The 22103-nt window shown below is 71.6% G+C and carries 22 protein-coding genes; 7 read left to right on the plus strand and 15 right to left on the minus strand.

The genetic code is table 11. The features are described 5' to 3' along the window. Positions 1–36: 36 nt before the first annotated feature. The 3 genes from ACH4K4_RS31350 to mshD form a co-directional block, all read right to left on the minus strand. Complete coding sequence (locus ACH4K4_RS31350) at positions 37–1065, minus strand: ABC transporter permease (protein WP_398171880.1); 1029 nt, start codon at positions 1063–1065, stop codon at positions 37–39. After that, positions 1062–2075, minus strand: coding sequence for an ABC transporter ATP-binding protein (locus ACH4K4_RS31355; protein WP_398171882.1), 1014 nt, complete (start codon positions 2073–2075; stop codon positions 1062–1064). Before ACH4K4_RS31355 ends, ACH4K4_RS31350 begins: the two co-directional genes overlap by 4 nt. Positions 2076–2259: 184 nt before the next feature. Beyond that, positions 2260–3186: a mycothiol synthase gene (gene mshD / locus ACH4K4_RS31360; protein WP_398172020.1), complete on the minus strand. Its 927-nt coding sequence runs from the start codon at positions 3184–3186 to the stop codon at positions 2260–2262. 233 nt (positions 3187–3419) lie between these two features. Between mshD and ACH4K4_RS31365 the strand changes: the two genes are divergently transcribed. Continuing rightward, the gene (locus tag ACH4K4_RS31365) at positions 3420–5237 is read left to right on the plus strand and encodes a bifunctional metallophosphatase/5'-nucleotidase (RefSeq protein ID WP_398171884.1); all 1818 of its coding nucleotides are present in this window, start codon (positions 3420–3422) and stop codon (positions 5235–5237) included. A gap of 17 nt (positions 5238–5254) precedes the next feature. Here the strand turns inward: ACH4K4_RS31365 and ACH4K4_RS31370 are convergent, their stop codons facing one another. Next, on the minus strand, positions 5255–6163 hold the full coding sequence (locus tag ACH4K4_RS31370) for an META domain-containing protein (protein ID WP_398171886.1): 909 nt from the start codon (positions 6161–6163) through the stop codon (positions 5255–5257). 176 nt (positions 6164–6339) lie between these two features. Here ACH4K4_RS31370 and ACH4K4_RS31375 point away from each other — a divergent pair, with 176 nt between their 5' ends. The 3 genes from ACH4K4_RS31375 to ACH4K4_RS31385 all read left to right on the plus strand — a co-directional run bounded on the left by ACH4K4_RS31375 (position 6340) and on the right by ACH4K4_RS31385 (position 8051). After that, positions 6340–6834 carry a DUF3574 domain-containing protein gene (locus ACH4K4_RS31375; protein WP_398171888.1) on the plus strand — a complete coding sequence of 165 codons (495 nt, stop codon included), beginning with the start codon at positions 6340–6342 and terminating at the stop codon, positions 6832–6834. Between the two features lie 145 nt (positions 6835–6979). After that, positions 6980–7231, plus strand: coding sequence for a hypothetical protein (locus tag ACH4K4_RS31380; protein ID WP_398171890.1), 252 nt, complete (start codon positions 6980–6982; stop codon positions 7229–7231). A gap of 103 nt (positions 7232–7334) precedes the next feature. Beyond that, on the plus strand, positions 7335–8051 hold the full coding sequence (locus tag ACH4K4_RS31385) for an NADPH-dependent F420 reductase (RefSeq protein WP_398171892.1): 717 nt from the start codon (positions 7335–7337) through the stop codon (positions 8049–8051). A gap of 17 nt (positions 8052–8068) precedes the next feature. Here the strand turns inward: ACH4K4_RS31385 and ACH4K4_RS31390 are convergent, their stop codons facing one another. From ACH4K4_RS31390 to ACH4K4_RS31400, 3 genes are all read right to left on the minus strand, one after another. After that, complete coding sequence (locus tag ACH4K4_RS31390) at positions 8069–8281, minus strand: DUF4287 domain-containing protein (RefSeq protein WP_398171894.1); 213 nt, start codon at positions 8279–8281, stop codon at positions 8069–8071. 63 nt (positions 8282–8344) lie between these two features. Continuing rightward, positions 8345–8542, minus strand: coding sequence for a DUF397 domain-containing protein (locus ACH4K4_RS31395; protein WP_398171896.1), 198 nt, complete (start codon positions 8540–8542; stop codon positions 8345–8347). Between the two features lie 9 nt (positions 8543–8551). Further along, entirely contained in the window at positions 8552–9403 is an 852-nt protein-coding gene (locus ACH4K4_RS31400; RefSeq protein ID WP_398171898.1) for a helix-turn-helix domain-containing protein, read from the minus strand. 138 nt (positions 9404–9541) lie between these two features. Between ACH4K4_RS31400 and ACH4K4_RS31405 the strand changes: the two genes are divergently transcribed. Next, positions 9542–10012 carry an ATP-binding protein gene (locus ACH4K4_RS31405; RefSeq protein WP_398171900.1) on the plus strand — a complete coding sequence of 157 codons (471 nt, stop codon included), beginning with the start codon at positions 9542–9544 and terminating at the stop codon, positions 10010–10012. Positions 10013–10316: 304 nt separating this feature from the next. On the opposite strand, the gene ACH4K4_RS31410 is transcribed toward ACH4K4_RS31405, so the two are convergent. After that, positions 10317–11171 carry an NAD(P)H-binding protein gene (locus ACH4K4_RS31410; RefSeq protein WP_398171902.1) on the minus strand — a complete coding sequence of 285 codons (855 nt, stop codon included), beginning with the start codon at positions 11169–11171 and terminating at the stop codon, positions 10317–10319. 387 nt (positions 11172–11558) lie between these two features. On the opposite strand from ACH4K4_RS31410, the gene ACH4K4_RS31415 reads away from it, so the two are divergent. Continuing rightward, positions 11559–12914, plus strand: coding sequence for a DUF2993 domain-containing protein (locus ACH4K4_RS31415; RefSeq protein WP_398171904.1), 1356 nt, complete (start codon positions 11559–11561; stop codon positions 12912–12914). Positions 12915–12945: 31 nt separating this feature from the next. Here ACH4K4_RS31415 and ACH4K4_RS31420 read toward each other — a convergent pair whose 3' ends face one another. From ACH4K4_RS31420 to ACH4K4_RS31445, 6 genes are all read right to left on the minus strand, one after another. After that, positions 12946–14463: a sensor histidine kinase gene (locus tag ACH4K4_RS31420; RefSeq protein WP_398171906.1), complete on the minus strand. Its 1518-nt coding sequence runs from the start codon at positions 14461–14463 to the stop codon at positions 12946–12948. After that, positions 14460–15197 carry a response regulator transcription factor gene (locus ACH4K4_RS31425; RefSeq protein ID WP_398171908.1) on the minus strand — a complete coding sequence of 246 codons (738 nt, stop codon included), beginning with the start codon at positions 15195–15197 and terminating at the stop codon, positions 14460–14462. Before ACH4K4_RS31425 ends, ACH4K4_RS31420 begins: the two co-directional genes overlap by 4 nt. Before the next feature lie 171 nt (positions 15198–15368). Then, positions 15369–15671, minus strand: coding sequence for a hypothetical protein (locus tag ACH4K4_RS31430; RefSeq protein ID WP_398171910.1), 303 nt, complete (start codon positions 15669–15671; stop codon positions 15369–15371). A 185-nt stretch (positions 15672–15856) separates the two neighbouring features. Beyond that, positions 15857–16981, minus strand: coding sequence for a S1C family serine protease (locus tag ACH4K4_RS31435; RefSeq protein ID WP_398171912.1), 1125 nt, complete (start codon positions 16979–16981; stop codon positions 15857–15859). Positions 16982–17069: 88 nt separating this feature from the next. Continuing rightward, on the minus strand, positions 17070–18140 hold the full coding sequence (locus ACH4K4_RS31440) for a LacI family DNA-binding transcriptional regulator (protein ID WP_398171914.1): 1071 nt from the start codon (positions 18138–18140) through the stop codon (positions 17070–17072). A gap of 24 nt (positions 18141–18164) precedes the next feature. After that, the gene (locus ACH4K4_RS31445; protein ID WP_398171916.1) at positions 18165–19010 is read right to left on the minus strand and encodes a response regulator transcription factor; all 846 of its coding nucleotides are present in this window, start codon (positions 19008–19010) and stop codon (positions 18165–18167) included. A gap of 259 nt (positions 19011–19269) precedes the next feature. Here ACH4K4_RS31445 and ACH4K4_RS31450 point away from each other — a divergent pair, with 259 nt between their 5' ends. Next, entirely contained in the window at positions 19270–20100 is an 831-nt protein-coding gene (locus tag ACH4K4_RS31450) for an alpha/beta hydrolase family protein (protein WP_398171918.1), read from the plus strand. Positions 20101–20164: 64 nt separating this feature from the next. On the opposite strand, the gene ACH4K4_RS31455 is transcribed toward ACH4K4_RS31450, so the two are convergent. After that, positions 20165–22066: an ABC transporter ATP-binding protein gene (locus ACH4K4_RS31455; RefSeq protein WP_398172022.1), complete on the minus strand. Its 1902-nt coding sequence runs from the start codon at positions 22064–22066 to the stop codon at positions 20165–20167. Positions 22067–22103: the final 37 nt, after the last annotated feature.

Below are 22103 nucleotides of genomic sequence, written 5' to 3' on the forward strand. Positions count from 1 at the left end.
CCCCGGAGGTCCGTACACCCACCAGCCCCAGCAGTCTCAGCGGCGCCGCAGCACCCGGTACGCGATCAGCGTCAGGGCCGGGAGCAGCACCAGCGCCACCCCCGCGACCATCGCCGACTCGGTCCACGCCAGGGGCCAGTGGTGGCTGACGGGGTGATTGTCGATGTAGGCGCCCACCACTTTGTGCCCGCTCAGACACGACGCGTAGCCCTCGCCGGCGGGACAGGTCCCGTCCGGCAGCCGGTCGCCCGACGCGGTCAGCAGGCCGCCGCCCTGGTACCAGGAAGAGTCCGGCAGCTCGGAGGCGTCGGTGCTGCCCGAGGCGGACCACGTGGTCACGGTCGGCATCAGGTGGGGGCGTACGGCGTCGAAGGCGTACGACATCAGGGCCGTGAGCACGGCGGTGAGCGCCATCGCGGGCACCGTGCGCCGTACCACCAGCCCGCCCAGCACGCCCGTCGTGAACGCCAGCAGGCAGTACGCGACCGGGACCGGGCCGAGCGCGTTGAAGGCGGACGTCGCGTACCAGTACGTGCCGGAGACCTCGTCGACGGCGGGCCGCAGACACCAGGTGACCAGCGCGGCCAGGGCCGACGACGCCACCAGCACGATCCCGGCGGGCACCGCGCACTTCGCGGCCAGCCACCGCACCGGGCTCACCGCCTGCGTCCAGGCCAGCCTGGCCGTACCGTGCTCCAGCTCGCGGGCGATCAGCGGCGCGCCCAGGAGCATGCCGGTCACCACGGGCAGGAACAGCATGCCCGTGGTCATCAGGCCGATCGGCCCTCCGTAGGCGGCGCGGAAGGCGGCGACGGCGTCCTGCGTGCCCGCGCAGGCCGCGAGCCGGGAAATCTCGGAGCAGCCCGCGATGTGATGGCTGTCGATGTAGTCGGCCATCCGGGCGCGCAGCAGTACGGCACCGGCCGCGCAGACGAGGACGAGCGCCGTGAGCAGCCGGACGGCCCACCGGTGCTGGCGCCAGACCAGCCAGGTCGCGCCGCGCAGCGGGCTCCGCCAGATGCGCCGGGAGTGCGCGCTGCCGGACCCGGTCGTCCGCGTGCTCACGTCAGGCTCGACCGTTCGGCTGGGCGGGGCCCCGCCGAGCGGGGTTCGGCGCTCGGGGCGATCAGCTCGGGCGCGTTGGGTACCCGCAGGTAGGAGAGCAGCAGCTCTTCGAGGGTGGGGTCGGCGGCCGTCCACGGCCCCGCGACCGGGCCCTGGCGCCGGACGAGGGCGGTGAGCTGCCGGCCGGTGACCCGGGACTCGATCACGGTGTGCGCGGCGATCTCCGGCGGCAGGCCGGCCCCGGCGGCCCCGGTGGCTCCGGCGGCCCCGGCGGCTCCGGCGCCCGGATACGGGCCGGTCAGAAGCGTGTGGGCGCCGATCACGTCATCGGCCTCCCCGGCCACCCGTACCCGGCCGTCCGCGAGGACGAGCACGTAGTCGCAGACACCGTCGAGTTCGGCGAGGACGTGCGAGGACAGCACGATGGTGGTGCCGTGCTCGGCGGCCTGGGCCATCAGCAGGCCCACGATCTCATGGCGTACGAGGGGGTCGAGGTCGGCCAGCGGCTCGTCCAGCAGCATCAGTTCGGGCCGCCTGCCGAAGACGAGGGCCAGCGCGACACGGGTGCGCCGGCCGGACGACAGCGTGCCGACGCGCACGTCGAGGGGCACGTCCCCGCCCCGTACGATCCGCTCCGCCGTCTCGCGGCACCACCGGCCCCGGTTCAACTCGTAGCCCATGCGCAGGGTCTCGGCGACGGTCAGCCGCGGATACAGCGGCTTGTCCTGGGTGAGGATGGCGACATGGGCGCGGCCGTGCGGGGTGGCCGGGTCGACGCCGAAGACCGACACGGTGCCCTCGGTCGGCCGGTGCAGCCCGGCGGCCAGGGCGAACAGGGTGCTCTTGCCGGCGCCGTTGGGGCCGACCAGGGCGCAGACCCGGCCGGCCGGCAGCCGGAAGGTGCAGTTCCGCAGGGCCCAGTCGCGGCGGAACCGCAGCCCGAGGCCGACCGCCTCGATGGCGGTGTGCCCCGCGATCCGGCTGGCCGGATCGCTCCTGCCCCGCAGCACGCTCCCGCGTCCCTCCCCGTCTCAGGCCCCGTCAGTTCCACTAGCGAAGTAGTGGAAGCGTGATCCACACGTGTGACGCCTGTCAACCCGCGTCCACGGGCGGCAGGGTACCGGGCCGCTTCGGCACGGCCGTGGGGTGCCCGGTGGTCCGGCCGGACCGGGCACCTGGCCGTGCCGGGCGCCGTCACATCTCCGTGCGGTACATCAAGTCCGTCTCGTGCGTGGTGAAACCGAGCCGCTCGTAGACCGTCACGGCGGGCCCGTTGTCCGCGTCCACGTACAGCATCGCCGTCGGCACGCCCTGCCCCGCCAGGTGCCGCAGGCCGATCGCGGTGAGGGCCTTGCCGAGCCCGCCGCCCTGCGCGTCCGGCCGGACGCCGACCACGTACACCTCGCCCAGGCCCTCGTCGGCGTGGACCTTGGTCCAGTGGAAGCCGACCAGCCGGCCGTCCTGCTCCGCGAGGAAGAAGCCCTTGGGGTCGAACCACGGCTCCGCCTTGCGGTCGTCCAGGTCGCGCTGGGTCAGCGACCCCTGCTCGGGGTGGTGGGCGAAGGCGGCCGCGTTCGCCTCCAGCCAGGCCGCGTCGTCCGTACCCGGCTGGAAGCTCCGTACGGTGACGCCCTCCGGAAGCGTCGGTTCCGCCAGCTCCAGTCCGCTCAGCGGGCGCCGCATCTGCCGCAGCTCGCGGAAGAGCGTCATGCCGAGCGTCTGCGCGAGGTGGCGGGCCGCCGCGTGGCCGCCGTGCGCCCAGACCCGCAGCCGGCGGCCCGACTGCTCCATCAGCCCGGTGCCCAGCGCACGGCCGTGCCCGTGTCCCCGGTGGCTCGGATGCACGACCAGCTCGGCGGCCGGCGCCTCCACGGGGTCGGCGTCCTCCAGCTGTGCGTACCCGGCGAGCTGCCCGGCCTCGTCGTCCGGGCCGCCCGGTACGTACAGCAGCAGGTGCCGTACGCCCTCGCGCCGCCCGCCGCGCAGCTGGAGCCGCCCCTGTTCGGACACGGCGGGCTGCCCGTCCACCGCCGCGGCCTGCTCGATCAGTGCGAGGACGGCGGCGGCCGCGTCCGGCGGCAGCTCGTCCGCCACCGCGATCCGGCGGCCCGTCCGGTCCATGTCCTGTGCTGCGTCAGTCATGCCTCGAAGCGTACGACCCGGGGGCCGGTACACCCGATGCACACCGGTCCGTAACCCGGTACCCCCTGTTCCGCTACGCGCGTTGACCGTAGGCTGCGTCCGCTCGACACCAGCCAGCATGCCCGGACGCCGGCCCGCATGCCCGGACGCCGGTCCCAGGCCCGGACGCCGGCCGGCAAGCCGGGCCCCAGCCCACAAGGGGGACCCACCTCATGTCACCGAGACCGCAGCGGCGGCGCACGACGCGCCGGCTGACGGCGGGAGCGGCCGTGCTCGCCGCCGCCGTCGGCATCACGGCCGCCGCGCCCGCCGGCGCCGAATCCACCGCCACGGCCGGCGGGAGCCACTCCTCCCGCACCGTCGACGTCCAGCTGCTCTCCTTCAACGACCTCCACGGCAACCTCGAACCCCCGCAGGGCTCGTCCGGCACCGTCGAGGAACTCCAGGCCGACGGCAGCCGCAAAAAGGTCGAAGCGGGCGGTGTCGAGTACCTGGCCAACGCGCTCCGCACGGCACGCAAGGGACACCCGTACTCGGTGACCGCGGCGGCCGGCGACATGGTCGGCGCCAGCCCGCTGCTGTCCGGGCTCTTCCACGACGAGCCGACCATCGAGGCTATGAACAAGCTCGGCCTGGACGTCACCTCCGTCGGCAACCACGAGTTCGACGAGGGCCGCGCCGAGCTGGCCCGTCTCCAAAAGGGCGGCTGCCACCCCACGGACGGCTGCTACGAGAAGGGCAAGCGCTTCAAGGGCGCGGACTTCCCCTACCTCGCCGCGAACGTCACCGACCAGAAGACCGGCCGCCCGATCCTCAAGCCGTACACCGTCTGGAAGCACAAGGGCGTCAAGATCGGCTTCATCGGCGTCACGCTGGAGGGCACCCCCGACGTCGTCAGCGCCAACGGCGTCAAGGGCCTGAAGTTCCACGACGAGGCCGAGACCATCGACAAGTACGCCAAGGAGCTGGACCGGCAGGGCGTGAAGTCGATCGTCGCGCTGGTCCACGAGGGCGGCATGCCGGCCTCCACCGCGTACAACCACGACTGCGACAGCCCCGGGCCGGGCTCCGGCATCTCCGGACCGATAGCCGAGATCGCCAAGAAGGTCACGCCCAAGGTGGACGCGCTGGTCACCGGCCACACCCACCAGGCGTACGCGTGCACCATCCCGGACCCGTCCGGCATGCCGCGCACCGTCACCTCGGCCGCGTCCTTCGGCAAGCTCTACACGGACACGACGCTCACCTACGACCGCCGCACCAAGGACATCGTCCGTACGTCGGTGAAGTCGCCCAGCGCGCGCAACCACGTCGTCAACCGCACCCAGCCCAAGGCCGCGGACATGACCGCGCTCATCCAGCGCTGGAACAAGCTGGCCGCGCCGGTCGCCAACAAGCCCGTCGGCTACATCTCCGCCGACATTCCGGGCCGCGGCTCCGCGTCCCCGGAGACACCGCTCGGCGACCTGATCTCCGACGCGCAGCTGGAGGCCACCAGGGCCGCCGACAAGGGCGGCGCGCAGCTCGCCCTGATGAACCCCGGCGGAGTCCGCTCCGACCTGGCGTACAAGGCGTCCGGCAGCGAGGGCGACGGCGTCGTCACGTACGGCGAAGCCTTCACCGTGCAACCCTTCACCAACATGACCAACGTCGTGGACCTCACCGGCGCACAGGTCCTCACCGCGCTCCAGCAGCAGGTCAGCGGCGCGAACGCGGCGTCACCGAAGATCCTCCAGGTGTCGCGGGGGCTGACCTACACCCTGGACCTGACCAAGGCGGGCGCCGACCGCGTCGTCAAGGACTCGGTCCGCCTCGACGGCGCGCCGCTCGACCCCGCGAAGACCTACCGCGTGGCCATGAACGAGTTCCTGGCCGGCGGCGGCGACGGCTTCACCGTCCTCAAGGAGGGCAAGAACAAGTACGTCGGGCCGTCCGACCTGGACGCGCTCACCGCGTACCTGACGGCCCACTCCTCGCCCGCCGCGCCGCTCGCGCCGCCCAAGGCGGACCGGATCACGGTGGTGAAGTAACACCCGCCGGTACGTCGTCAGTTCTCCCGGACCGCCGCCACGAAACCGATGCCCAGGTTGGTCGTCGGATACGTGTCGGCGGTCAGGTAATCCGGACCCAGCTGGTACCGCACCGTCTGGTCGAACCGCTTCCGCACGTCTTCCTCGACCTTCATGGTCTCTTTCGAGCACCGGGCGTCGGAAGTGGGTTCGGCGTGCGAGAACGTGATGGTCTCAGCACCGACGTCGGCCTTGCCCCGGTAGTCGTTACAACCGAAATTCCCGTGGAAGGTGCCGTCCCCGTCGAGGGTGAAATACACCTTCCCCCGGACCGGGGCGTCGCGGTCGACGGGCCACTCCTCGTCCATCCAATTCAGCTTCGCGATCTCCCACTTGCTGCCGACGAACGGTACGGGGCGGCCCTTGCGGAGCACCAGCTTCGAACCGTGCTCGTTGGTCAGGTTCACCCAGGCGTAGTTCGTGGTGACTTTCAGCCGGCCGTTGAGGATCCGCTGTACGTCCTTCTCGTAATCCTGGCGCGCCGGGTCACACTTCTCCTCGTTGCCTCCGCCCTCGCCCTCGCCCTCGCCCGGCAAGGTTTTCCGGTCGCTCACCGTCACCCGATCACCCTTGATGTCGGCCTTCGCCCGGAACGCATGGCACCCGAAATTGCCGGACGCCTGCCCGGCACCGTCGAATTTCACCCAGGCCGCTCCGCGCGGCGCCCGCTTCAACCCGCCGCCCTTGTCGGCCACCTCCCAGATGTTCCAGTGCGGGCCGGCCAGCGGCAGCGGATTCTCGTCGGTGGGCGAAGAAGCGGGCGATGCCGCCGTGCGCTCGCCCGCGCCCGGCCTCTTCTGCGCCCCACAAGCCGACAGCGCGGCAACCAGTGCCACGGCTCCGGCACAGGTCAGAACACCGCCTGTTCTTCTTCGCCACAACACCACGAGCCCCGCTTCTCCCGGTTCGACTCCTACGCCTCGCCCACCAGCCTCTCAATCCGTGTCACACACACGGAACCGGGGGCCCGGGGGATGTCCGGAACGTACAGAGCGCCGCCCCGCCCCCACCCGCTACCTTCGCTCCCCCGACCGCCCTCCGTTTCCCACGAAAGGCACGGCCGATGACACCAATCACCAACCGCTTCCGCCGCCCCCGGCTGCGGCTGGCCGCCCTCGCGCTGAGCGCCGCGCTGCTCGGCGCCGGCACGCCGACCGCGTACGCGGCACTCACCGACGAGTCGCGCCCCTTCACGGCCACCGCCTCATCGCCAAAGGCCGCCGAGGGCCGCCCCTACATCGAGACCAGCCTCCTGTTCGGCACCGCCCGCCCCAACGGCGGCCCCCCGGTCACCGAGAAGGAATTGCACGCCTTCGTGGACGAGTTCGTCACCCCGCGCTTCCCCGACGGTCTCACCGTCCAGGACGGCTACGGCCAGTACCGCGACTCCCACGGCACGATCGAACGCGAGCGCTCGTACGAACTGATCCTGCTCTACCCCACCTCCGAGGCCGGCCCCAACGACCCCAAGATCGAGCAGATCCGTACCGCCTACATGAAGCGCTTCGGCCAGGAATCGGTGGCCCGCATCGACGACCGTGCACGGGTGGACTTCTAGGGGTCGCAGCCTCGAACCACCGCCGGGAAGACCCCGTAAATCCGCCGGCTTTACTTTCCCGTTGCTGTTTGCCTGCTCAGTTTGTGGCGTCCTTATCGGCTCCTTGACAGGCCAGGCCCGCCGACCGCCCCGCTCCATCATTAGCGTGTTCGACAGAACCAGTGCGACCGCGACGGGGAGCGAGGCATGGCGCACAACCATTAGCCTCCAGGGCCTGCGCGAACAGCTCGCCGGATACGCGGCCGGGCTGGACCACAACGCCGCGAGCTATGAGCACACCGACGCGTGGCGGGAGATGGCCAACGACCTGCGGACGGCGGGACGCGACCTCGACCGGCAGGTCGACGACCTCGGCGAGGCCCCCACTCATGTTCACCCCGGGGTGAACATGAGCTAAGGTGGCTGCCGTCCCGCCGGGCGCGCGAGCGCGCACCCTCGTGCCCGACCCGCTCGGCCGGCCGGACGCCCACCAGCCGCGACAGCAGTGAGATCGAGGGGCAATGCCGACTCTGGGAATCATCGGGAGCGGAAACATCGGCGCGGCGGTCGCACGCCTGGCGGTGGCGGCCGGCATCCCGGTCTTGCTGGCCAACTCCCGCGGCCCTGAAAGCCTCGGCCGCCTCGTCTTCGAGCTGGGCCCGCTGTCCGCGGCGGGCACGGTCGAAGAGGCGGCCCAGGCCGGCGGCCCGGTCGTGACGTCCGTACCGCTGACCGCCGTCCCCGCCCTGCCCGCGGACGCCCTACGGGGCCGGACCGTGCTGGACACCAGTAACTACTACCCGCGCCGGGACGGCCGGATCGCGCCCCTCGACTCCGAGGAACTGACCACCAGTGAACTTGTCCAGCAGCACCTGCCCGGAGCGCACCTGGTCAAGGCGTTCAACAACATCCTGGCCCACCACATCCCCCAACTCGCCCTGCCCACCGGCGCACCGGACCGCTCCGCGCTGCCTCTCGCCGGTGACGACGCCCACGCGAAGAGGATGGCGGCTGACCTGATCGACCGGCTCGGGTTCGACACGGTCGACGCCGGACCGCTGAGCGAGAGCTGGCGGTTCGAGCCGGAATCCGCCGCGTACACCCGGCTGTACGCGGCCGACCCCGACCTGCCGCGAGCCCGCCTCCTCGAATCCCTCGCCGTCCCCGTACCGGCCGAGGGCCTCCGCACCGCCCTCCACCGCGCCCATCGCGTACGCGTAGCCGACCGCACGTTCTAACGCGCGCCGCCTCCGCCCTACTTCACCTTGTCCTCCGCGAGCGCGTGCGCCACCAGAGCGTTGGCATGCCCGTGCCCCATCCCGTGCTCGGCCTTGAGCCAGCCGACCAGCTCCATGTGCTTGCTCAGCGGCGAAGCACGGACGAGCCCCTTCCACTCGGCTATCGGCCGCCCGTACTTCTTCTCGATCGACGGAAAGTAACTGGCCGGGCCCTTCACGGTTTCTGTCATGTTGGTGAGTCTGACATCCACCACTGACAACGCCCTTGGACCTTGGGGCCAGCCCCCGCTCCCCTACCCGCGCCCGCCGAGGCGCCCCGCCTTCACCTGGCATATGAGGCGACGCAGGCCTTGGGGGGTGGCCCTGAGAACCGTGTCCGGCGCCTCGCTCTCCACCAGACTGACGCCTCCGCCGCGCTCGTCCGCAGCCACGAACAGGCAGTTCGCCCCCTCGCCGCTGAACGACGACTTCTGCCAGACGCCCTTTTCCATGAGCCCCTCTCACAGTTCGCGGGCGACGCCGTGGATCAAGTCCCTGGACTTGTCCGGTGTGAGGGCGCACCCTTCCATTCGGTCGAGCACCGACCGGTACTTGTCCAACTGGGCCGCTGCGTCCAGGAACTCCTGCCCGTGATCCGCGTCGAGCTGAACCGTGTCGAGCTGCGGTACCGACGCGGATACGTACACGATGGGTTGGCCCGAGCCAGGGAACGATCCCCCTCCGAACGGGATGACCACGATGGTGACGTGGCCACTCGCCCCCATCTCATTCAGGTGCTCCAGCTGCGCGCGAGCTGTGTCCCGTCCCCCGAACGCCATACGCAGGGCCGCCTCGTGCAGAATCACCGTCACCGGCGTGGGCCGGTCGCCGTGAAGAATGGCCTGCCGCTTGATCCGGTGTGAAACGCGGTGTTCGACCTCGTACGCCGCCAGTTTCGGTACAACCTCGCTGAAGATCGCGCGGGCATGAGCCGTGGTCTGGAGAAGGCCGGGCATGTGGACGACGGAAGCGACCCGCAACCCCATGGCGTGATGTTCGAGTTCCGCCAAATCCAGCAGGCTAACGGGCAACAGGTCGCGGTACTCCTCCCACCACCCACGAGTACGGCCTCCCGTCATGGCGGCCATCGAGGCGATGAGGCGTTCGTCCGCGCACGCGTAGTTATGGGCCATGACGCGCACTCGCTCGGGCCCCACGGCGTATCTGCCCGACTCGATGTTGCTGATGCGTGACTGGTTGACGCCGAGCATCGCGGCGGCTGCCGTCGTGGACAACCCGGACCTCTCCCGCAGCTTGCGCAGTTCGGCCCCGAGACGCCGCTGCCGCAGCGTCGGCGCAGTACTTGACGGCACCGGCTCCCCTTTCCGCAACGCGAGTCACCCACACAGGGGAAATTGGCCTTCATTTCGCCAGCCCGGCGGAATATAGGCCACCGTCGACACTAGCGTGTGAACCACGTCACCACCATCTCCTCCTGACGGGAGACTGCCATGCCCACCGTATCCTCGCCCCAACACTGGGCGTACACCCTGCAACCGCCCCGCTCACCCGGGGCTCCCCGTGTCGCGCGGGCCATGTTGCGTGCCGCGCTCGACCACCACGGGTTCGGGGAACTCGGCGAGACGGCCGAGCTGTTGACCAGTGAGCTGGTCACGAACTCTTATCTGCACACCGACGGGCCGTCCTCCCTGCGGGTGCGGCACGTGCGCGGTGACCGGCTTCGCGTCAGCGTGTGGGATACCGGCCCTACTATCCCGCCGCCCTTCGACCGGCCTGTCGATCTGCTCGACGGGCTCGGCGCCGCGTGGGACGCGGAGAACGGGCGCGGGCTGCTGCTCGTTCGGCTCTGTGCGGCCAACTGGGGCGGTTACCCGATCGGGGCGGAGTTGTTCGGGATGGAGGGCAAGTTGCTCTGGTTTGAGCTGGTGACGGGGTGGGAGGCGTTCGACGTCGCGGCATGAGGCGTGGGGACTTCCCCCGGGCGGGGGAGGTGGGCGCTACTGCGGGTGGTTACTGGAGCGTCGGGGGTAGGGGCCGTCGTCGTCTTGGCAATGGTGCGGCCCTGGGGTGGGCGGTTCCCGGTGTGGATGGTTCCGCTGCCCTGGTGGTTTGGGGCGGGGCTGCTCGTCGTACGGGGTGTGCCCGGCCTCGTCGAGAAGGTGACGACGGCGACCGGGCTCACCCCGTGCGGCCTGCTCGGCCAGGGGGCGGAGTTGGCCGATATCGGGTCGGGCGCGTTCTGGACCGGTGCGGCCGCCGGGTGGGTCAGCGGAAGTCCGCGGCGTGGTCCCGGGCCCACTGTTCGAAGGTGCGGGCCGGGCGGCCGGTGACGTGCCGGACGGTGTCCGTGACAGGGGCCGCCGTGCCGACGGTGGTGGCGAAGAGGCGGAAGAGTTCGAGCAGGGTCTCCTTCGGGACGGACGGCGTCGCGCGTTCTTCGGCCGCCTGCTCCTCGGATATGGATTCCACGCGCGTCGGGCGGCCGATGACCCGGCCGATGACGGCGACCTGCTCCTCCCTGGTGAGGGACTCCGGCCCGGTGACCACGTACGCCTTGCCGATATGCGCGCCGGTGCGGTCCAGGAGGGCCGCGGCGGCGACGGCGGCGAGGTCGTCCTCGTGTACGGCGGAGGTGGTGGCCCCGGGGTGCGGGTCGCGGACCACGCCGCCCTCCCGGATCTCCTGGGTCCACTGGAGCGCGTTGGCGGCGTACGCGCCGCCGCGCACGAAGGTCCACTCCAGGCCGGAGGCGCGTACCGCGCTCTCCACGGCGCCGTGCATCCGGGCGAGGAAGTTGTCGTCGCCCTCCGGGTCGTCGGTGACGGCGATCGAGGAGTTGAGGACGATCCGGCGTATCCCGGCCCGCACCGCGGCCTCGACGACGGTGGCGGCCGCGCCGCCTCCGCCCGCCGCCAGGTTGAGGAAGAGCGCGTCGGCGCCGCGCAGCGCCGGTTCCAGCGAGGCCGGGTCGGTCAGGTCGGCGCGCACCACCTCGGCGCCGGCCGGCAGCGCGGCGCGGTCGGGGTCGCGGGTCAGCGCGCGTACCGGGGCGCCCTCCGCGAGCAGCTGCCCGACCAGACTGCGGCCGATGTTGCCGGTGGCTCCGGTTACTACGATCATCGCTGCACCCTTCAGGAGAGGTAGTACGTCGTATCGGGAGAGGCCGTACGTCGTAGGTCGACTGACTTTGGTCAACATCTGGGGGCGTACGGAATTCCCGGCAGCGGCAGGGCGCCGCGCGCACACCGACCCACGCACCCGCGGGTTTTGGCCAAGCGGAGACCGGGCGGGCGGGACAAGCCCGCGTATACCTCACTTACCACCGGTAGGACTTGCGTTCGAGGGTCGTAAGCATGGTGGGATGTCCTGATGCGCCTCCCCACACGCATACCCTCACCCTCGAAATCCGTCCCCCCACCAGGAACTCGGACACCGGCACAACCAGCAGCAGCGGAACGGCGATCCCCCACCGCAGCCGCACATGACGAACAGGGCAGTACGGGCGATATGGGCGGCATCGGCGGAAACCGCGGCGTTGAAGGAAACGACGGCGTCGGCGGCTCGGACGGCGACGGGCCCGATACCCGGCGGTTCGAGAAGGTCAACCCGTACGCGGACCTGGCCGCGCTCGCCGACCCCGAGCCGGAGCCCGAAGCGGGCACCGCGACCGGCCCGGCCCCGCTGACCCGGCGTACGTACCTCAACGAGCGCGACGACAGCGACGACCCGCTGGGCCTGGGCCTGCGCTCCGACGAGGACGACGCCGACGGCGCCTGGACGCCGCCCGACCACCGCCGCCGCAAGCGCGGGATCAGCCGGTTCGCTGCGGTGTCGAAGACGGTGAAGCTGCTGGTCGCGGTGGTGGTGCTGGTGGCGTTCCTGGCGCTGTCCGACCGGTTCGCGGTGCTGTACGCGCAGCACGAGGCCGAGGAGAAGCTGAAGGAATCGCTGCACCTGAACGCCAACCCGGAAGTCGACATCAAGGGCTTCCCCTTCCTGACGCAGGTGCTCGGCAAGCGGCTGGAGCAGGTGGACGTCACCGTTCCCGACCTGGCGGCCGACCGGGTGTCACTGGCCAAGGTCGAGGCGAGCGCGAAGGACATCCGGCTCGACGGCGACCTGCCCGACTCCGTCAAGGGCGCGACGGTCGGCTCGATGCGGGGCACCGTGCTGCTGTCGTTCGACGACATGAACCGGGAACTGGGTGCCTCACAGGTCAAGTTCAGCGAGCTGGGCCCGAACTCGGTGCGGGCGGTCGGCCGGCTGCCCATCGCCGGGCACGAGCTGCGCGTACAGGCCGAGGCGCACATCCGGCAGGCCGGTGACCGCGGGATCTCCACCGACATCGGCAACATGCGCCTGGACATCGCGGACGTGGCCGTCTACCGCCCGGGGACCGGTGCGGAAGAGGGCCTGCGGCTGACCCGCAAGGCCGCGGCCGAGGTGAGCCGGCAGGCCGCCAAGGTGAAGTCGCTGCTGGGCGTGCCGGCCATCGCGGAACGCATCGGCATCCCGCGGCAGACCATCGACGAAGCCCTGCGCAACGAGAAGAAGCTGCACGAGCTGACCGGGGCGCCGCGCTTCATCGAGCAGCTGATGAAGGTCAACCTCGTCGATGTGGTGGCCGACCACCCGTGGCTGCTCCAGAAGGTGGGCATCGACCCGGACATCCTGGGCGCGCTGACCGGGCTGACCAAGCCGCAGCTGGCCGACCAGCTGTCGCTGTCCTTCCGGCTGCCCAAGACGCCCGGCGACGTACGGCTGCGGCACATCTCCGTCGAGGAGGACGGGATCCGGGCGGAGCTTTCCGGGTCCCAGCTGCCGATCGGCAGCACCGCGAAGGGGAAGGGGGAGGGGAAGTAGGCGCATCCCCTCCGGGGCCCCTGGGCTGCCGCTACGCCACCGGCAGCCCGGGCGGCGGTACGGACGCCCCCGGCAGGCTCAGCACGGCCTCCGCGCCGCCGCCCGCCGCGGCGCGCAGCTCCACGGTGCCGCCCGCCTGGTACGCCGTACGCGCCACGATCGACAGCCCGAGTCCGCTGCCCGGCAGGCTGCGCGCGGACGGCGACCGCCAGAAGCGTTCGAAGACGTGCGGGAGGTCCTCCTCGGAGATGCCGGGCCCGTGATCGCGTACCCGCAGCTCGCCCTGGCGCAGGGCGACCTCGACCGCGCCGTCCTCCGGGCTGAACTTGACCGCGTTGTCCAGCAGGTTGACCACCGCGCGCTCCAGCGCGGCGGGTTCGCCCCGTACGTACCAGGGGTCCAGCGCGGCGGTGATGTCCAGCGACGGGCCGCGCAGCCGGGCTCTGCGCAGGGCCGAGTCCACGACCTCGTGCAGCGGGACCACCTGGACGCCGGCCGGGCCGCCGGGCCCCGTGTCGGGCGTCCTGGACAGTTCCTGGAGGTCGCCGATGAGCGCCGCCAGCTCCCCCATCTGCGCCTTCACCGATGCCAGCAGCGCCTCCCGGTCGGCGGCCGGGATCTGCCGGCCGGACTGCTCGCTGCGTACCAGCAGGTCGATGTTGGTGCGCAGCGAGGTCAACGGCGTCCGCAGCTCGTGCCCCGCGTCGGCGATCAGCTGCTGCTGGAGGTCGCGGGAGGAGGCGAGGGCCGCGGTCATGGAGTTGAAGGACCGCGAGAGGCGGGCGATCTCGTCCTCCCCCTCGGTGGGGATGCGGATCGTCAAGTCCTCCGTACGGGCTACGTGTTCCACGGCTTCGGTGAGCCGGTCCACCGGCTTCAGGGCGGCGCGGGCAACCCACAGGCCCGCGGTCGCGGCGCCCAGCACGCCGATCCCGGTGACGATCAGCAGGATCAGGGCGAGCTGGTTGAGGGGGTCGGTGACCTGCGCCATGGGCGACGCGATGGAGATCGCGACCTGGTTGCCGTGCGCGTCGGTGATCGGCCCCCGGTACGCGCGGGTGATGACCCGCATCTCCTTGCCGTCGTTGGCCCGGGTGGTGTGGGTGGCCTCCTCGATCTGCCCCTTGGCGACCGCCATGTCCGATTCCTGTGCCGGGATGCGGGTCTTCTCCCACGAGGTGCAGACGGTGCCGTCGGCCGTCACGATCTGGATCGTGTACGGGGTGGGCAGTTGCAGCCGCGCGTCACCCGGCAGGGGGCTGTTGCACTTGGTGCGCAGGGCGTCCACGTACTGGGCGGGGATGTCCTTCGCCTGCTGGCTCAGCGTCTCGTCGAGCTGCTCGGTGAGCCGGTCCCGGGTGACCAGCCAGCAGGCGGCGGCCGAGGCGGCCACGGCGATCGCCACGGCGACCGCCGTGAGCATGGCCAGCCGGGAGCGCAACGGGAGCTGCCGGTAGCGGTGCACGACGCGGTCCTTCAGGCCGGGGCGCGGCGCCGTACCGTCGTCGGGAGAAGGACCACCGGTGCCCGGAGCGTGAACGTCGGTCATTCCCCGCCGCCCTCGGTCCGCAGGACGTAGCCGACGCCGCGCACCGTGTGCACGAGCCGTGGCTCGCCGCCGGCCTCCGTCTTGCGGCGCAGGTACATCACGTATACGTCCAGGGAGTTGGACGTCGGCTCGAAGTCGAAGCCCCAGACGGCCTTGAGGATCTGCTCGCGGGTGAGCACCTGGCGCGGGTGCGCCAGGAACATCTCCAGCAGCGTGAACTCGGTACGGGTCAGCTCGACCTTCCGTGCCCCGCGGGTCACCTCCCGCGTCGCCAGGTCCATCCGCAGGTCGGCGAAGGTCAGCGCGTCGCCCTCGGCCGGCTGCGCGCCGGCCGCCGCCGCGTACGAGCTGCGGCGCAGCAGCGCGCGGATACGGGCCAGCAGTTCGTCCAGCTCGAAGGGTTTGACGAGGTAGTCGTCGGCGCCCGCGTCCAGCCCGGTGACCCGGTCGCCGACCGTGTCGCGGGCGGTCAGCATCAGGATCGGTACGGTCACGCCGCTCGCCCGCAGCCGCCGGGCGGCCGTCAGACCGTCCATGCGGGGCATCAGCACGTCCAGGACGATCAGTTCCGGATCGTAGGAGGCGACCTTCTCGACCGCGTCCAGGCCGTCGACGGCCTGCTCGGTTCCGTACCCCTCGAAGGCGAGGGAGCGTTGCAGCGCCTCGCGGACGGCCGGCTCGTCGTCGACGATCAGGATGCGGGCGGGCTGATCACCGTGCTCGGCGGGGCTCATGGATGTGACTACCTCGGATGTGAAGGGGGGTGGCGGGCCGGGGATTCCGCGGTCCTGCCCGTCAGCCTCGCATGTCCGCGGCCGGGGCACGCCGCTCGGCACGGACCTGGTGCTGCTCCGCGCGGTGTCCGGCACGCGCGCCGTGGAGCCGGGGTGGGCGGTCGCCGCCGGTCACCTACGGGTGACCGCGGACCTGGGCGGCCGGGCCTGGCCGGTCGCGGCGGCCCGCTTGGGGCGGGGGCGGGTGGCCGCCGCGACCTCCGTGGGCCGCTCGGCGCGGGCGTGCTCCACCTTGGCGCAGGCCCGTGCCAGGGCGAGGGCCAGGTCCAGGTCGGCGGGGCCGGTACGGATGTCGGCGCCGTGGTCGACGGTACCGACGGCCGTGCTGCGCCGTTCGCCGCCCGCGCTCCAGGCGACGGCGGCCGCGAGGGCGCGGCGGGCGCGGTGGGCCGGGACGGTGATCTTGCTGGCCATGGGGGCCTCCTCGGCGTGAGGTTCGGGCGGGAGGGGAGGCGGGGAGGAGCGGGGGTGGTGGTTGCGGGAAGGGAGGATCCGGGGCGGGGCCTCCAGAAGACCGGACTCGTGAAGCCTGCGGCCTCTGAGGCGGTGACCACTCGGGCGTGGCTCGGAAGCGTGGCCGTTCGAGCCGGGCGTTCGCCTCAGGTGTTGTTGCTGCCACCGGCCCGCAGGTTGGCGAGGTCGGCCTTGACGGTGTTGATCGGGATGGCGAAGCCGAGGCCGACGCTCCCGGCCGAGCTGCTGCCCTGACCGGTACCCGGCGAGTACATCGCGGAGTTGATGCCGACGACCTGGCCGTTCATGTCGATCAGCGCGCCGCCGGAGTTGCCGGGGTTGAGCGCCGCGTCGGTCTGGATGGCCTTGTACGTGGTCTTCGACTGGCCGGTGTCGCCGTTGTACTGTTCGCCGCCGAACTCGAACGGCCATTGCGGACCGCCCCGCGGGTCCCGCTGTCCTTCCTTCTCCTCGCCGTCGTCCTTGGGGACCGTCACATCGCGCTTGAGGGCGGAGACGATGCCGCTGGTGACGGAGCCGGTGAGACCTTCGGGCGAGCCGATGGCGACGACCTCGTCGCCGACCGCGAGCTTGTCGGAGTTGCCGAGCGAGGCGGTGGGCAGGTTCTTGGCGCCCCTGACCTTGAGCAGCGCCAGGTCCTTGTCCGGGTCGGTGCCCACGACGTCGGCCTTCTTTTTGGTGCCGTCGCTGAAGGTGACGTCCACCGAAGACGCGCCGGCCACCACGTGGTTGTTGGTGACGATCTCGCCGTCGGGGGTGATGACCACGCCGGAGCCGGTGGACTTGCCGCTCGTCGTCTGCGCCGAGATCTCCGTTATGGCGGGGCTGACGGCCTTGGCCACCGCGGCGACGCTGCCGCCCTTGGCGGCGCCCGCGTTCACGACCGGTGTGGTGGTGTTGGCCTGCGGCTGGTCGGTGGCGCTGCCGATGAGCGCGGCGCTGCCGCCGCCGATGAGGCCGGAGGCGAGGGCCACGGCCGCGATGAGCGCGACGGGGCGGCGGGCCCGGCGGCGGGGCGCGGGCCCGCCGGCGCTCTCGGGGCCGCCGGGACCGCCGGGGCCGTCGGAGCCGCCGAAGCCCGCGGCGCCGGGCCCTGCGGGGCCGGCCGCCGGCTGCTGCGCGCCGTGCGGCGGGTGCGGCGGAGGGGGCGGGTAGCCCGCGCCACTCGTCCCGGACTGCGCCTGCTGCCCCTGGACGTAACCCTGGTTCTGAGGTGTTTCGTCGCCGCTTCGGCGGTAGCTTTCGGTCATGTACCCGACTGTGCGAGCCCACCATGAGAACCGTCTGAGAACGCCCTGAGAGGCCCGACAGAAGTCGGTATGCCCGGTGTAAGGAAGATCAGCTACGGGGCGCGTGCTCGACGCTCGGCACCGCGCCGGCGGCGGCCGGGCCGCAGCCGCACGACCCCCGGACCACCAGCCGCGCCGGGAACAGCCGCAGCCGCTCGCGCCGCGACCCGACCACCCGCAGGCCGTCGTCCAGCACCAGGTCGACCGCGGCCCGCGCCATCGCCTCGCGGTCGGAGGCGACCGTGGTCAGCGGCGGGTCGGTCAGCGCCGCTTCCTTGACGTCGTCGAACCCGGCCACCGCCAGCTGGCCCGGCACGTCGATGCGCAGTTCGCGGGCGGCCCGCAGGACGCCGATCGCCTGGTCGTCGGTCGCGCACATGATGGCCGGCGGCCGGTCGGGGCCGGCGAGCAGGTCCAGGGCGACCTTGTAGGCGTCGTAACGGTTGTACGGCGCCTGGAAATAACGCCCTTCGAGGGACTTGCCGGACTCTTCCATGGCCCGCCGCCAGCCCTCCAGGTGGTCGGTGACCGGGTCGCCGGACTTCGGCGTCTCCTCCGTACCGCCGAGGAAGGCGACGTACGGGTGGCCGTGCTCCAGCAGGTGCCGGGTCGCCAGCTGCGCGCCGCCGACGTCGTCCGTCATCACGGCCACGTCGTCGATCGCGTCGGGGCGCCGGTGCAGCAGGACGACCCGGGCGTCCCAGGCGTCGATCTCGGCGGCGGCGTGCTCGCTGGGCCCCTGGCTGATCAGGATCAGGCCGGCCACCCGCATCCCCAAGAAAGCGCGCAAATAGTGCACTTCACGCTCGTCGAGGTAGTCGGCGTTGCCGACCAGGACCATCTTCCCGCGCTCGGCGGCAGCCTGCTCGACGGCGTGTGCCATCTCCGCGAAGAACGGCTGCCGGGTGTCCGGCACGATCAGGCCTATGAGGTCCGTGCGCCGCGACGCCATCGCCTGCGCGACCCGGTCCGGGCGGTACCCCAGCTCCTTGATCGCGGCGAGTACCCGCTCGCGCGTGGCCGGGGCGACCGGCCTCGGCCCGTTGTTGATGACGTAACTCACCACGGCGGTCGAGGTACCCGCCAGTTTTGCCACATCATCCCGCGTCACCTTGGCCACGCGCGGCAGTCTACGCGGGTGGTTCTACCTCTTGGCAGGCCGAGCCGCGGCGGCCTCGATCCCGGCACCGGCGCGCGAGGGCGCGTCCCGGCGCGCGCCGGGGCCCGCGCCGTTCTCCGTACCGCCGCCGCTCCCGGCCCGCCCGCCGCTCTTGCCCGGCGCTTCCTTGCCCTCCGCGGCACGCTCGGACTTCTCCGGCTTCTCCGGCGTGACGAAGCGGTAGCCGACGTTGCGCACGGTGCCGATCAGCGACTCGTGCTCGGGGCCCAGCTTCGCGCGAAGCCGCCGCACGTGTACGTCGACCGTGCGCGTACCGCCGAAGTAGTCGTAGCCCCACACCTCTTGCAGCAGCTGGGCGCGGGTGAAGACCCGGCCGGGGTGCTGCGCCAGGTACTTGAGCAGCTCGAACTCCTTGAAGGTCAGGTCCAGGACCCGGCCCTTGAGCTTGGCGCTGTAGGTCGCCTCGTCCACCGACAGGTCGCCGTTGCGGATCTCCATCGGGCTGTCGTCGACGCCGATCTGCTGGCGGCCCATGGCCAGCCGCAGCCGGGCCTCGACCTCGGCCGGGCCCGCGGTGTCCAGCAGGACGTCGTCGATGCCCCAGTCCGCCGTGACGGCGGCCAGACCTCCCTCGGTCACCACCAGCACGAGGGGACAGCCGGGCCCGGTGGACCGCAGCAGCTGGCACAGCGACCGTACGTGCGGCAGGTCACGCCGCCCGTCGATCAGTATGACGTCGGCGCCGGGGGTGTCCACCAGGGCCGGTCCCTCGGCGGGGGCGACCCGGACGCTGTGCAGCAGCAGGCCGAGCGCGGGAAGCACCTCCGTCGAGGGCTGGAGTGCGTTGGTCAGGAGCAGCAGCGAGCTCATCGCCGACCACCCGCCCGGGTCCCGGCCAGCCGTTTGCTGCCCTTCGTGTCCTGCACGCTTCGCTCGCCCATTACGTCGGTTCCTCCTCGGTCCCTGCGAGGACGCATTGCGGCACTGCTTCGTACGGGGGCGGATCCGTGGCCACCGAGGGGCCCTGTGGAGCGCCGGTGTGCTCATCCGCGCGTGAACGCGGTCCAAAGCACAAAAGGACCCGGGGGCAACGCTGCCCGGATCCTTCTTGCCCAGCAGAATAGCCCACATGACTTCCGGACCCGAGGCCGATTTTGCGCGATCTTGTGTTCCGTCGATCACAACGAGTGGCCGGCGCACGGCCTTGTTGACGGAGGACGGGGTCCGGATCGACGCCGCGTACACACCTCCGCGCGCCCCCTCGGGCGACCTGGCCATCGTGCTCGCGCACGGCTTCACCGGTGCGCTGGAACGGCCCGCGCTGCGCCGGGCCGCCGGGGTGTTCGCCCAGCGTGCGGCCGTGATCACATTCTCGTTCCGGGGGCACGGCAGGTCCGGCGGCCGGTCCACGGTCGGCGACCGCGAGGTGCTGGACCTGGCCGCGGCGGTCCGCTGGGCGCGGGCGCTGGGCCACCGCAGGGTCGCGACCGTCGGATTCTCCATGGGCGGCTCGGTCGTCCTGCGGCACGCTGCGCTGTTCGGAGGGGCGCGCGGGGGGCGCACGGATGCGCACACCGACATGGTGGTGTCGGTGAGTGCTCCCGCGCGGTGGTTCTACCGGGGTACGGCCTCGATGCGCAGGCTGCACTGGGTGGTGACGCGTCCCACGGGACGCCTGGTGTCCCGGCTGGGGCTCAAGACGCGCATCCACCCCGAGGACTGGGACCCCGTACCGCTGTCCCCCGTCGCCGCCGTCCCGCGCATCGCCCCCACCCCGCTGCTCGTCGTGCACGGCGACCGCGACCCGTACTTCCCGCTGGACCATCCGCGGATGCTCGCCGCTGCCGCCGACCCGGACACCAGCGACCTGTGGCTGGAGCACGGCTTCGGCCACGCGGAGAACGCGGCCCCCGAGGCGCTGCTCACCCGGATCGGCGACTGGCTGGCGCAGCGGGCATGAGAGCGGCCCGCACCCGGGTGGGTGCGGGCCGCCGCCCGGTGGCCCGGCTCCTACCGTCCCCCGGTCACTCCGCCTCCGCCAGCGGCTCCGCGAACTGGGCCGCGTACAGCCTCGCGTAGGCGCCGTCCGCCGCCAGCAGCGCGTCGTGCGTGCCCTGCTCGACGATGGCGCCGGACTCCATGACCAGGATCAGGTCCGCGTCGCGGATGGTGGACAGCCGGTGCGCGATCACGAAGCTGGTGCGGCCGGTGCGCAGCTGGGCCATGGCGTGCTGGATGAGCACCTCGGTACGGGTGTCGACCGAGCTGGTGGCCTCGTCCAGGACCAGGATCGCCGGCTCGGCGAGGAAGGCCCTGGCGATGGTGATCAGCTGCTTCTCGCCCACCGAGACGTTGGCGCCCTCGTCGTCGATGACGGTGTCGTACCCGTCGGGGAGGGTGCGTACGAAGCGGTCCACGTGGGTGGCCTTCGCCGCCTCGATGATCTTGTCCATCGAGGTGCCCTCGGGGGCGCCGTAGGCGATGTTCTCGGCGATGGTGCCGCCGAAGAGCCAGGTGTCCTGGAGGACCATGCCGATGTTGGAGCGCAGCTCCTCGCGGCTCATCGCCTTGATGTCCACGCCGTCCAGGGTGATCCGGCCGCCGCGCACCTCGTAGAAGCGCATCAGCAGGTTGACCAGCGTGGTCTTGCCGGCGCCCGTCGGGCCGACGATCGCGACCGTCTGGCCCGGGTGGACGGCCAGCGACAGGTCGTCGATGAGCGGCTTGTCGTCCTCGTAGCGGAAGGCGACGTCCTCGAAGACGACATGGCCGCTGACGTGCTCGGGGCGCTGCGGCCTGGCGTCGTCCGGCTCCTGCTCGTCGGCGTCCAGCAGCTCGAAGACGCGCTCGGCCGAGGCAACGCCGGACTGCACCAGGTTGGCCATCGAGGCAACCTGGGTCAGCGGCTGGCTGAACTGGCGGGAGTACTGGATGAACGCCTGCACGTCGCCGATGGACAGCGCGCCGGACGCGACGCGCAGGCCGCCGACCACCGCCACCAGCACGTAGTTCAGGTTGCCGATGAACATCATCGCGGGCTGGATGATCCCGGAGATGAACTGGGCCTTGAAGCCCGCCTCGTACAGCGCGTCGTTCTGCTTGCGGAACAGCTCGGCGGACTCCTTCTGGCGGCCGAAGACCTTGACCAGGGAGTGGCCGGTGTACATCTCCTCGATGTGCGCGTTGAGCTTGCCGGTGGTCTTCCACTGCTGGACGAACTGGGGCTGCGCCCGCTTGCCGACCTTGGTGGCGACGACGACCGAGACCGGCACCGTGATCAGCGCGACCAGGGCCAGCAGCGGCGAGATCCAGAACATCATCGCCAGCACGCCGACGATGGTCAGCAGCGAGGCGACGATCTGGCTCAGGGTCTGCTGGAGCGTCTGGGCGATGTTGTCGATGTCGTTGGTGGCGCGGGAGAGGACCTCGCCGCGCGGCTGCTTGTCGAAGTAGCGCAGCGGCAGCCGCGCGAGCTTCTCCTCCACCTGCTCGCGCATCCGGAAGACGGTCCGCTGGACGACGCGGGTGGCGATCCTGGCCTGTACGAAGCCGAAGAGGGAGGCGCCCACGTAGATCAGGAAGACCCACAGCAGGACCACGCCGACGGCGTCGAAGTCGATGCCCCGGCCCGGTACGACCGGCATCGTGCCGAGCATGTCGGCCAGCCCGTTCTCGCCCTGCGCGCGCAGGTGCGCGACGGCCTCCGCCTTGCTGATGCCGCCGGGCAGCTGCCTGCCGACGATGCCCGCCATGATCAGGTCGGTGGCGTGGCCGAGGACCTTCGGGGCCAGCACGGACAGCGCGACGCTCAGCACGCCGAGCGTCAGCGCCACCCACATGACCGCGCGGTCGGGCCGCATCTGCCGCAGCAGCCGCAGACCCGACCCCTTGAAGTCCATGACCTTCTCGGTGGGCTGGCCGCCCATCATGCGCGCGGGCCCGGCGGCCGGCGCAGGCCCGCGC

The sequence above is a fragment of the Streptomyces sp. NPDC017529 genome, from assembly GCF_044329785.1.
In the GTDB taxonomy this organism is placed as follows: domain Bacteria; phylum Actinomycetota; class Actinomycetes; order Streptomycetales; family Streptomycetaceae; genus Streptomyces.

Excerpts from the sequence above, each read along its gene's own strand:
- ACH4K4_RS31410 (WP_398171902.1), bottom strand. The coding sequence starts at position 11,171 with ATGATCGTAGTAACCGGAGCCACCGGCAACATCGGCCGCAGTCTGGTC.
- ACH4K4_RS31425 (WP_398171908.1), bottom strand. The coding sequence starts at position 15,197 with ATGAGCCCCGCCGAGCACGGTGATCAGCCCGCCCGCATCCTGATCGTC.
- ACH4K4_RS31445 (WP_398171916.1), bottom strand. The coding sequence starts at position 19,010 with ATGAGCTCGCTGCTGCTCCTGACCAACGCACTCCAGCCCTCGACGGAG.
- ACH4K4_RS31450 (WP_398171918.1), top strand. The coding sequence starts at position 19,270 with ATGACTTCCGGACCCGAGGCCGATTTTGCGCGATCTTGTGTTCCGTCG.
- ACH4K4_RS31455 (WP_398172022.1), bottom strand. The coding sequence starts at position 22,066 with ATGGGCGGCCAGCCCACCGAGAAGGTCATGGACTTCAAGGGGTCGGGT.
- ACH4K4_RS31395 (WP_398171896.1), bottom strand. The coding sequence starts at position 8,542 with ATGGAAAAGGGCGTCTGGCAGAAGTCGTCGTTCAGCGGCGAGGGGGCG.
- ACH4K4_RS31415 (WP_398171904.1), top strand. The coding sequence starts at position 11,559 with ATGGGCGGCATCGGCGGAAACCGCGGCGTTGAAGGAAACGACGGCGTC.
- ACH4K4_RS31390 (WP_398171894.1), bottom strand. The coding sequence starts at position 8,281 with ATGACAGAAACCGTGAAGGGCCCGGCCAGTTACTTTCCGTCGATCGAG.
- ACH4K4_RS31405 (WP_398171900.1), top strand. The coding sequence starts at position 9,542 with ATGCCCACCGTATCCTCGCCCCAACACTGGGCGTACACCCTGCAACCG.
- ACH4K4_RS31430 (WP_398171910.1), bottom strand. The coding sequence starts at position 15,671 with ATGGCCAGCAAGATCACCGTCCCGGCCCACCGCGCCCGCCGCGCCCTC.
- mshD (WP_398172020.1), bottom strand. The coding sequence starts at position 3,186 with ATGGACCGGACGGGCCGCCGGATCGCGGTGGCGGACGAGCTGCCGCCG.
- ACH4K4_RS31435 (WP_398171912.1), bottom strand. The coding sequence starts at position 16,981 with ATGACCGAAAGCTACCGCCGAAGCGGCGACGAAACACCTCAGAACCAG.
- ACH4K4_RS31375 (WP_398171888.1), top strand. The coding sequence starts at position 6,340 with ATGACACCAATCACCAACCGCTTCCGCCGCCCCCGGCTGCGGCTGGCC.
- ACH4K4_RS31420 (WP_398171906.1), bottom strand. The coding sequence starts at position 14,463 with ATGACCGACGTTCACGCTCCGGGCACCGGTGGTCCTTCTCCCGACGAC.
- ACH4K4_RS31385 (WP_398171892.1), top strand. The coding sequence starts at position 7,335 with ATGCCGACTCTGGGAATCATCGGGAGCGGAAACATCGGCGCGGCGGTC.
- ACH4K4_RS31365 (WP_398171884.1), top strand. The coding sequence starts at position 3,420 with ATGTCACCGAGACCGCAGCGGCGGCGCACGACGCGCCGGCTGACGGCG.